Source organism: Streptomyces sp. MH60 (genome assembly GCF_002939385.1).
Lineage (GTDB): Bacteria > Actinomycetota > Actinomycetes > Streptomycetales > Streptomycetaceae > Streptomyces.
On sequence record NZ_MULI01000083.1, the window covers coordinates 21420 to 29465 of the forward strand.

Consider the following 8046-nt stretch of genomic DNA (forward strand, 5'->3'; position numbering starts at 1 on the left):
CGGGGCAGGATGGTTTCCGCAGGGTCTGGTACGGCCTACGGAGGGTGGGCCCGCGGGCCCTCGAAGGAGAAGGGGCGCCTGGTGTTCACAAGCGTTTTGATGATCGAGAAGGCCCTGACGTCCGCCGACGTGGAGTTCGTCACCACCTTGCACGGGGACGAGCAGGTCGGTTTCCACGTGCTGCTCCAGCCGCGCGGCGATCAGGCGGACCGGCTGCTGCGGGCCATCGACGACGTCGCGCTCGGCGAGCTGGACGACGCCGTGCGGGAGGGGGAGACCCCGGAGGGCCGGGAGGCGCAGAGCGTCGGGGAGCGGGCGCTGGAGGTGTCCCTCACGGCCCTGCGCGCGTCCGGCGCCCAGGCCGAGGGCCGGCTGATCGAGGACCACCCGCTGGACGAGCTCAAGTCCGTGGTCATGGAGGTCGCCGCCGACGAGGTGATCGTCCTGACCGACCCCCACTACGTGGAGGAGTTCTTCCACCGGGACTGGGCCTCCCGGGCCCGGCACAAGGTCGGCGTACCGGTCCTGAAACTCTTCTCCCACAGCAAGGCATAGGCTGGTGCCGCGCCCCCGCCGAGGGGGCGCGCCCACCGACGGATCACCCTGGGAGAACAGCGCATGGCACCCGGCCTTCCCACCGCCATGGACCGACCGCACTTCATCGGCATCGGCGGAGCCGGGATGTCGGGCATCGCCAAGATCCTCGCCCAGCGCGGTGCCGAGGTGGCGGGCAGCGACGCCAAGGACTCCGCGACCGCCGGCGCGCTGCGCGCCCTGGGCGCCACGGTGCACATCGGGCACGCGGCACAGCACCTCGCCGACGACGCGAGCTGCGTGGTCGTGTCCTCGGCCATCCGCGAGGACAATCCGGAGCTGGTCCGCGCCGCCGAGCTGGGCATCCCGGTCGTGCACCGCTCCGACGCCCTGGCCGCCCTGATGGACGGCCTGCGTCCGATCGCCGTGGCCGGCACCCACGGCAAGACCACCACCACCTCGATGCTGGCGGTCTCCCTGTCCGAGCTGGGCCTGGACCCGTCGTACGCGATCGGCGGCGACCTGGACGCGCCCGGCTCCAACGCCCTGCACGGCGACGGGGAGATCTTCGTCGCCGAGGCGGACGAAAGCGACCGCAGCTTCCACAAGTACGCCCCCGAGGTCGCCATCGTCCTCAACGTCGAGCTGGACCACCACGCCAACTACGCGTCGATGGACGAGATCTACGAGTCCTTCGAGACCTTCGCCGCGAAGATCGTCCCCGGCGGCACCCTGGTGATCACGGCCGACCACGAGGGCGCCCGGGAGCTGACGCGCAGGCTGGCCGGTTCGGTGCGGACGGTGACGTACGGGGAGTCCGAGGACGCCGACGTGCGCATCCTGTCGGTCGTCCCGCAGGGGCTCAAGAGCGAGGTCACCGTCGTCCTGGACGGCGCCGAGCTGACCTTCACCGTCTCCGTCCCCGGCCGCCACTACGCCCACAACGCCGTCGCCGCCCTCGCCGCGGGCGCGGCCCTCGGCGTCCCCGCCGCCGAGCTGGCCCCCGCGCTGGCCGCGTACACGGGCGTCAAGCGGCGCCTCCAGCTCAAGGGCGAGGCGGCCGGCGTCCAGGTCGTCGACTCCTACGCGCACCACCCCACCGAGATGACGGCCGACCTGGAGGCCATGCGCGCCGCCGTCGGCGACGCCCGCATCCTGGTCCTCTTCCAGCCGCACCTCTTCTCCCGCACCCAGGAGCTGGGCAAGGAGATGGGCCAGGCACTGTCCCTCGCTGACGCCTCGGTCGTCCTCGACATCTACCCGGCCCGCGAGGACCCGATCCCGGGCATCACCAGCGAGCTGATCATCGAGGCGGCCCGCGCGGCGGGCGCGGACGTCACGCCGGTCCACGACAAGGACGCCGCGCCCGCGCTGGTCGCGGGAATGGCGAAGGCCGGTGATCTCGTTCTCACCATGGGCGCGGGCGACGTCACCGACCTCGGACCGCGCATCCTGGACGAGCTGTCGAAGTAAGGGGCTGAGACTCATGTCGTACGACGTCGAGAAGCCGGACGAGCAGTGGCGGGCGGAGCTGGCCCCGGCCGAGTACGCGGTGCTGCGCGAGGCCGCCACGGAGCCGGCCTTCACCGGTGAGTACACCGACACCAAGACCGAGGGTGTCTACTCCTGCCGCGCCTGCGGTGCGGAGCTGTTCACCTCCACGACCAAGTTCGAGTCGCACTGCGGCTGGCCGTCCTTCTACGACCCGAAGGACACCGACGCGGTCGAGCTGATCGCGGACCGCTCCCACGGGATGGTGCGCACCGAGGTGCGCTGCGCCCGGTGCGGTTCGCACCTCGGACACGTCTTCGAGGGCGAGGGCTACTCGACCCCGACCGACCAGCGGTACTGCATCAACAGCATCTCCCTGCGGCTGGAGCCGAAGGCGGGCTGAGCCCGACCGGGCCGGCGCGCGGGCGGCCGGGAGCGGCACGGTGGACACCGTCGCTCCCGGCCGCCGCCGTCGGACGGGTTTGCGGTGTGAACGCCGGAGCAGCGGGAAGGAGTCGCCCCGGAGCAACGGGGGCCCCGCGGACCAGCCGTCTACACTCGACCGGCGACGGCCCCACCGACCGCGGCCGGAGCGGGCAGCTTCTGCCAGACCCGAAGGGTATTCGGCGTTTTGATACGGATGGACTCAGTCACCAAGCGGTACCCGGACGGCACCGTGGCGGTCGACCGGCTGTCACTGGACATACCCGACCGTTCGATCACGGTCCTCGTCGGTCCCTCGGGCTGCGGCAAGACGACCACCCTGCGGATGATCAACAGAATGGTCGAGCCCAGCGAGGGAACGATCCTGCTCGACGGCGAGGACCTCCAGCAGCAGCCCGTCACCACGCTGCGCCGGTCGATGGGATACGTCATCCAGAACGCCGGGCTCTTCCAGCACCGGACGATCCTCGACAACATCGCCACCGTGCCCCGCATGATCGGCTGGGGTAAGCAGAAGTCCCGCGAGCGGGCCGCCGAGCTGATGGAACGGGTGGGGCTCGACACCTCGCTCGCCAAGCGGTACCCGTACCAGCTCTCCGGCGGCCAGCAGCAGCGCGTCGGCGTGGCCCGGGCGCTCGCCGCCGATCCGCCGGTGCTGCTCATGGACGAGCCGTTCTCCGCCGTCGACCCCGTCGTCCGCAAGGGACTCCAGGACGAACTCCTGCGCATCCAGGACGAACTGGGCAAGACCATCGTCTTCGTCACCCACGACATCGACGAGGCCATCAAACTCGGCACCATGGTCGCGGTGATGCGCACCGGCGGCCGGCTCGCCCAGTTCGCACCGCCCGCCGAGCTGCTGTCCGACCCCGCGGACGACTTCGTCGAGGACTTCCTCGGCGCCGACCGCGGCATCCGGCGGCTCTCCTTCTTCCCCTCCGCCGCCCTGGAGCTGAGCGCCGGACCGGTCGTGCGGGCCGACGCCACCGCCGAGCAGCTCGCCGCCGCCGACGGTGCCGACCACCTGCTGGTGACCGACGCGGACGACCGGCCGCTGGGCTGGGCCGAGCCGGGCGACCTGGCCGCGGGGGACCTCGCGGCCGGACGGCTGCTGTCCTACGGGCGGCCGTTCGTGCCGGGCACCGACTCGCTGCGGGCCGCGCTCGACTGCGCCGTGCTCTCGCCCACCGGCTGGGCCGTCGCCGTGGACTCCGACGGGCGGGTGACCGGCGTCGTCTCCCAGCAGACCATCGCGGAGGCGATCCGCTCCGCCCATGGCGCGGCGGACCCCGGCGACGCGCGGACCGAGGAGCCCGCCGAGGTCACGAAGGTCGCCCCGTGAACGGCTTCTTCGACATACCGAGCGACCTCGGCAACACCTACTTCGGCCTGATCGGCCTGCATCTGCGCGAGGCGCTGCTGCCGGTCCTGGCCGGGCTGCTCGCCGCGCTGCCCCTCGCCCAGCTGTGCGTGCGCTTCCGCTGGCTGTACCCGCCGGTGCTCGGTGTGACGACCGTCTTCTACGCCATCCCCTCGCTGGCCGTCTTCGTGGTCCTCATCGACTACACCGGCCAGACCGAACTGACCGTGATGATCCCGCTGGCCGTGTACAGCCTGGTGGTGCTCGTCCCGGCGATCGTCGACGGCGTCCGGTCGGTGCCCGAGGAGACGCTGGCCGCCTCCACGGCCATGGGCTTCGGGCCCGTACGGCGCTACCTCCAGGTGCAGTTGCCGATCGCCGTGCCCGCCATCCTCGCCGGGCTGCGGGTGGCCGTGTCGGCGAGCATCTCCCTGGTCAGCGTCGGCGCCCTCATCGGCAACCAGGGCGCCCTCGGCAACCTGCTCGCGGACGCCCAGAAGTACGGCCGTCCCGAGCTGGCGGTGAACTCCGTCCTCACCACCGCCGTCCTGGCGATCCTGTGCGACGCGCTCCTCGTCCTGGCCCGGAACCTGCTGACCCCGTGGCTGCCGCGGGGCAAGCGGCAACGCCCGAAGGAAGCCGCCGCGCGGCCCGAGCCGGAGGAGGCCGCGGCCCGGTGAACGTACTCCACTTCGTCAACGCCTTCTTCAGCGACAGCACCCACTGGCACGGCTACGACGGCATCCCCGGACGCCTGCTGGAACACGTCCAGTACACGCTGATGGCCCTCGGTCTCGCCGCCGCCATCGGGTTGCCCGCCGGGCTGCTGACCGGGCACACCGGGCGCGGCGGCAACGCCGTCGCCTTCGTCGCCACCGCCGCCCGCGCCCTGCCCAGCTTCGGACTGCTGGTGCTGATCGCCGTCGCCGTCGGCATCGGTCTGCTGCCCGTGATGATCCCGCTGGTCGTGCTCGCGATCCCGCCGATCCTGGTGACCACCTACGAGGCCGTCCGCTCCGTCGACCCCTCCCCGGTGGACGCCGCGCGGGGCATGGGCATGCGCGAGACGGACATCCTCTTCCGGGTCGAACTGCCCGTCGCCCTCCCGCTGGTGCTCAGCGGGCTGCGCTCCGCCGCCATCCAGGTCGTGTCGACGGCGACCATCGCCGCGTACGTCAGCCTCGGCGGGCTCGGCCGCTACATCATCGACGGCCTCTACCAGCGCGACTACGAGAAGGTGGTCGGCGGCGCCACGCTGGTCGCCCTCATGGCGCTCGTCACCCTCGCGGTGTTCTGGGCGGTCGGGCGGCTGGCCGTGTCGCCGGGGGTGCGCAGACGATGACGGCGCACCGGGGTGAAGAAACCGTAACCAGGCCGTTCTTGACTGAGCGGCGACCGGATCGTTTGGATCGACGAATGACTTTCACCGCGAAGAGCAGCAGGTCCAGGACCAGGCACACCGGCGCGGCGGCCCTCGCGCTCGCCGCCGCCGCGGCGCTGCTCGCGGGCTGTTCCTCCGGCTCCGACGACACCTCCGACAACCCCCTCGCGGGTGACAAGGCGGAGGCCGGCACCGTCGTCGTCGGCTCGAACAACTTCGCCGAGAGCACCCTGCTCGCCGACATCTACGGGGAGGCGCTCAAGGCCAAGGGCCTCAAGGTCACCTACCAGCACAACATCGGCAGCCGCGAGACGACGTACGGCCTGCTGAAGAACGGTTCCGTCACCGTGCTGCCGGAGTACAACGGCTCGCTGCTGGCCTACCTCGACCCGAAGGCCCGGCAGAAGTCCGTCGAGGCGGTGAACGAGGCGGCGAAGGCCAAGCTGGACAAGAAGCTGACGCTGCTGGAGTCGTCACCGGCCGAGAACAAGGACTCGGTGAGCGTCAACGCCGAGACCGCGAAGAAGCACGGCCTCACCGCCGAGTCGACCCTCGCCGACCTCAAGGACGTCGCACCGGACCTGGTGATCGGCGGATCGCCCGAGTTCCAGACGCGCCAGCAGGGGCTCAAGGGCCTGGAGTCGGTGTACGGCCTGAAGTTCAAGTCCTTCAAGGCGCTCGACGCGGGCGGTCCGCTGACCCAGTCGGCGCTGACCAAGAACACCGTGCAGGCGGCGGACGTCTTCACCACCGACCCGACCATCGTCAAGGAGAAGTTCGTCGTCCTGAAGGACCCGGAGAACCTCTTCGGCCACGCGAACGTGACCCCGCTGGTCGCCAAGGACGGACTGAACAAGGAGGGCGTGGCCGCGCTGAACGCGGTCTCCGCCAAGCTGGACACCGAGACGCTCCTCGACCTGGACGCACAGGTCCAGCTGGACAAGAAGGACCCGCTGGACGTGGCCAAGGCGTGGCTGAAGTCCACGGGTCTCGTCTGACGGACGCCCGAGGGCGACACCCGAAGACGACGCGCTACGACGCCGCGGCCCCGGTCGCGGCGTCGATCAGCTGGTCGATCAGGGCGAGGAGGACGTCCCGGCTGGAGGTCCGCTCCCGCGCGTCGCACAGCAGCACCTGCACGTGCTCCGGCAGCGCGAGGGCCTCGCGGATCTCCGCGGCCGGATACGGGTGCCGGCCGTGGAAGCCGTTGACGGCGACGACGAACGGAATGCCCCGCCGCTCGAAGAAGTCGATCGCGGCGAAGCTCGACTCGGGCCTGCGGACGTCGACCAGGACCACCGCACCGAGCGCACCGATCGCCAGGTCGTTCCACATGAACCAGAAACGCTGCTGACCGGGCGTACCGAAGAGGTACAGCACGACGTCCCGGTCGATGGTGATCCGGCCGAAGTCCAGGGCCACGGTCGTGGCCCGCTTCTCCTCGATGCCGTTGAGGTCGTCGACGTCCAGCCCCGCCGCGGTCAGCGGTTCCTCGGTGCGCAGCGGGGCGATCTCGCTGACCGACCCGACCATGGTGGTCTTGCCGACGCCGAAACCACCGGCGATGAGGATCTTCACCGCCTCGGGCGCGGTGGAGCGTGCGGATGCCGTGGGCGTCTCGGCGACGCGCTCAGAGCCGGCCAAGGCCGTCCCTCACTTTCTGCAGCAGGTCCAGGTCCTCGGTGGCGTGGGAGACGGGGTGCGGCGGCCTCGCGGTGATCCGGCCGGCCTCCAGCAGGTCCGAGAGCAGGATGACGACCACGCTCACCGGCAGGTCGAGACGGGCCGCGATCTCCGCCACGGCGACCGGCCGGGCGCACAGCCGCAGGATCCGCAGGTGCTCGGGCTGCGGGCGCGGGGCCCGGGCGGGCTGCGGGTCGAGAGCGGTCACCGTCGTGATGAGGGTGAAGTCGGCGCGGCTGGGCCGGGTCCGGCCGCCGGTCAGGGTGAACGGCCGCACCAGCCGGCCCCCCGCGTCGCCTCCGGTCACGTCACTCGCCGGGGCCGGCGGTGGCCCGCGGTGCCGCGCTCAGGTGCTCGCCGATCTTCTTCACCAGCATGTTCATCTGGTAAGCCACCACGCCGACGTCGGCGTTCGGCCCGGTGAGCACGACCAGGTGCGCGCCGGGGCCCGCGGAGGTGAGTATCAGGTAGCTGTTGGCCATCTCGATGAGCGCCTGGCGCACCGGGCCGCCCCGGAAGTCCATGCTCACGCCCTTGCTGAGGCTCATCAGGCCCGACGCGGTCGCCGCCAGCCGCTCGGCGTCGTCACGCAGGAACCCGGTGGACTTGCTGACGACCAGCCCGTCCTCGGAGAGCACCACCGCCTGGTTCACGTCGGCGACCCGCTCCACGAGTCCGGTGAGCAACTGGTCCAGCTCGGTGTGCGTGGCGGGGGAGGGTCGGGTCATCGCGTGTCCTTCGTCGGCAATCGGCGGTCGGCGGTCGGGGTCGTGGGGGCGGCGGAGGAGAACACCTGCCCGCCGGTGTCGGTGTCGGTGTCGTCGTCCGCCGCGGTGTCGGTGTCCTCATCGGTCTGGGCCCGCAGTGTGCCGCGCTGGAACCCGGCGAGGGACGAGGCGGCGCGCTCGGCCGTGAAGTCGGCGTAGTCGTCCCCGGACGCGCCCGCCGAGCCGTTCCGGCGGCCGTCCGGGTCCTCGTCGCGCAGTTCGGCGGCGAGGCTGGTCTGCGGCACCCGGCGGGGCAGCGGCGCCAGGCCGCCGCGCTCGTCCCGGGAGCCGTCGAGTGAGTCGCCGGCGGAGCCCACCGCGGCCGCGGACCGGCTCGCGGGCGCCGGCCGGGACGACCGTACGGGCCGCACGGACCGTTCGTCGCC

The 8046-nt window shown here is 71.7% G+C and carries 10 protein-coding genes and 1 pseudogene; 7 read left to right on the plus strand and 4 right to left on the minus strand.

What is annotated here, in order from left to right; genetic code table 11:
- Positions 1 to 81: 81 nt before the first annotated feature.
- The 7 genes from BZZ08_RS32540 (at position 82) to BZZ08_RS32570 (ending at position 6208) form a co-directional block, all read left to right on the plus strand.
- On the plus strand, positions 82 to 555 hold the full coding sequence (locus BZZ08_RS32540; protein ID WP_198601826.1) for an indole-3-glycerol phosphate synthase: 474 nt from the start codon (positions 82 to 84) through the stop codon (positions 553 to 555).
- A gap of 63 nt (positions 556 to 618) precedes the next feature.
- Positions 619 to 2007: a UDP-N-acetylmuramate--L-alanine ligase gene (murC, locus tag BZZ08_RS32545; protein ID WP_104635793.1), complete on the plus strand. Its 1389-nt coding sequence runs from the start codon at positions 619 to 621 to the stop codon at positions 2005 to 2007.
- A gap of 13 nt (positions 2008 to 2020) precedes the next feature.
- The gene (msrB, locus tag BZZ08_RS32550) at positions 2021 to 2428 is read left to right on the plus strand and encodes a peptide-methionine (R)-S-oxide reductase MsrB (protein ID WP_104635794.1); all 408 of its coding nucleotides are present in this window, start codon (positions 2021 to 2023) and stop codon (positions 2426 to 2428) included.
- 228 nt (positions 2429 to 2656) lie between these two features.
- Positions 2657 to 3811: an ABC transporter ATP-binding protein gene (locus BZZ08_RS32555; protein WP_198601827.1), complete on the plus strand. Its 1155-nt coding sequence runs from the start codon at positions 2657 to 2659 to the stop codon at positions 3809 to 3811.
- Positions 3808 to 4509 carry an ABC transporter permease gene (locus tag BZZ08_RS32560; RefSeq protein WP_104635796.1) on the plus strand — a complete coding sequence of 234 codons (702 nt, stop codon included), beginning with the start codon at positions 3808 to 3810 and terminating at the stop codon, positions 4507 to 4509. The genes BZZ08_RS32555 and BZZ08_RS32560 overlap by 4 nt, the downstream gene beginning before the upstream one ends.
- The gene (locus BZZ08_RS32565; RefSeq protein ID WP_104635797.1) at positions 4506 to 5171 is read left to right on the plus strand and encodes an ABC transporter permease; all 666 of its coding nucleotides are present in this window, start codon (positions 4506 to 4508) and stop codon (positions 5169 to 5171) included. Before BZZ08_RS32560 ends, BZZ08_RS32565 begins: the two co-directional genes overlap by 4 nt.
- 74 nt (positions 5172 to 5245) lie before the next feature.
- On the plus strand, positions 5246 to 6208 hold the full coding sequence (locus BZZ08_RS32570; RefSeq protein ID WP_104635798.1) for an ABC transporter substrate-binding protein: 963 nt from the start codon (positions 5246 to 5248) through the stop codon (positions 6206 to 6208).
- A gap of 34 nt (positions 6209 to 6242) precedes the next feature.
- Here the strand turns inward: BZZ08_RS32570 and BZZ08_RS32575 are convergent, their stop codons facing one another.
- The 4 genes and pseudogenes from BZZ08_RS32575 to BZZ08_RS32590 all read right to left on the minus strand — a co-directional run.
- Positions 6243 to 6854: a GTP-binding protein gene (locus tag BZZ08_RS32575; protein ID WP_198601828.1), complete on the minus strand. Its 612-nt coding sequence runs from the start codon at positions 6852 to 6854 to the stop codon at positions 6243 to 6245.
- Positions 6841 to 7200: a DUF742 domain-containing protein gene (locus BZZ08_RS32580; protein WP_104635799.1), complete on the minus strand. Its 360-nt coding sequence runs from the start codon at positions 7198 to 7200 to the stop codon at positions 6841 to 6843. The genes BZZ08_RS32575 and BZZ08_RS32580 overlap by 14 nt, the downstream gene beginning before the upstream one ends.
- Before the next feature lies 1 nt (position 7201).
- Positions 7202 to 7621, minus strand: a complete 420-nt coding sequence (locus BZZ08_RS32585; protein ID WP_003972853.1) for a roadblock/LC7 domain-containing protein — start codon at positions 7619 to 7621, stop codon at positions 7202 to 7204.
- Positions 7618 to 8046 (minus strand): annotated as a pseudogene (locus tag BZZ08_RS32590) (histidine kinase); the annotation flags it as partial. The pseudogene BZZ08_RS32590 and the gene BZZ08_RS32585, both read right to left, overlap by 4 nt.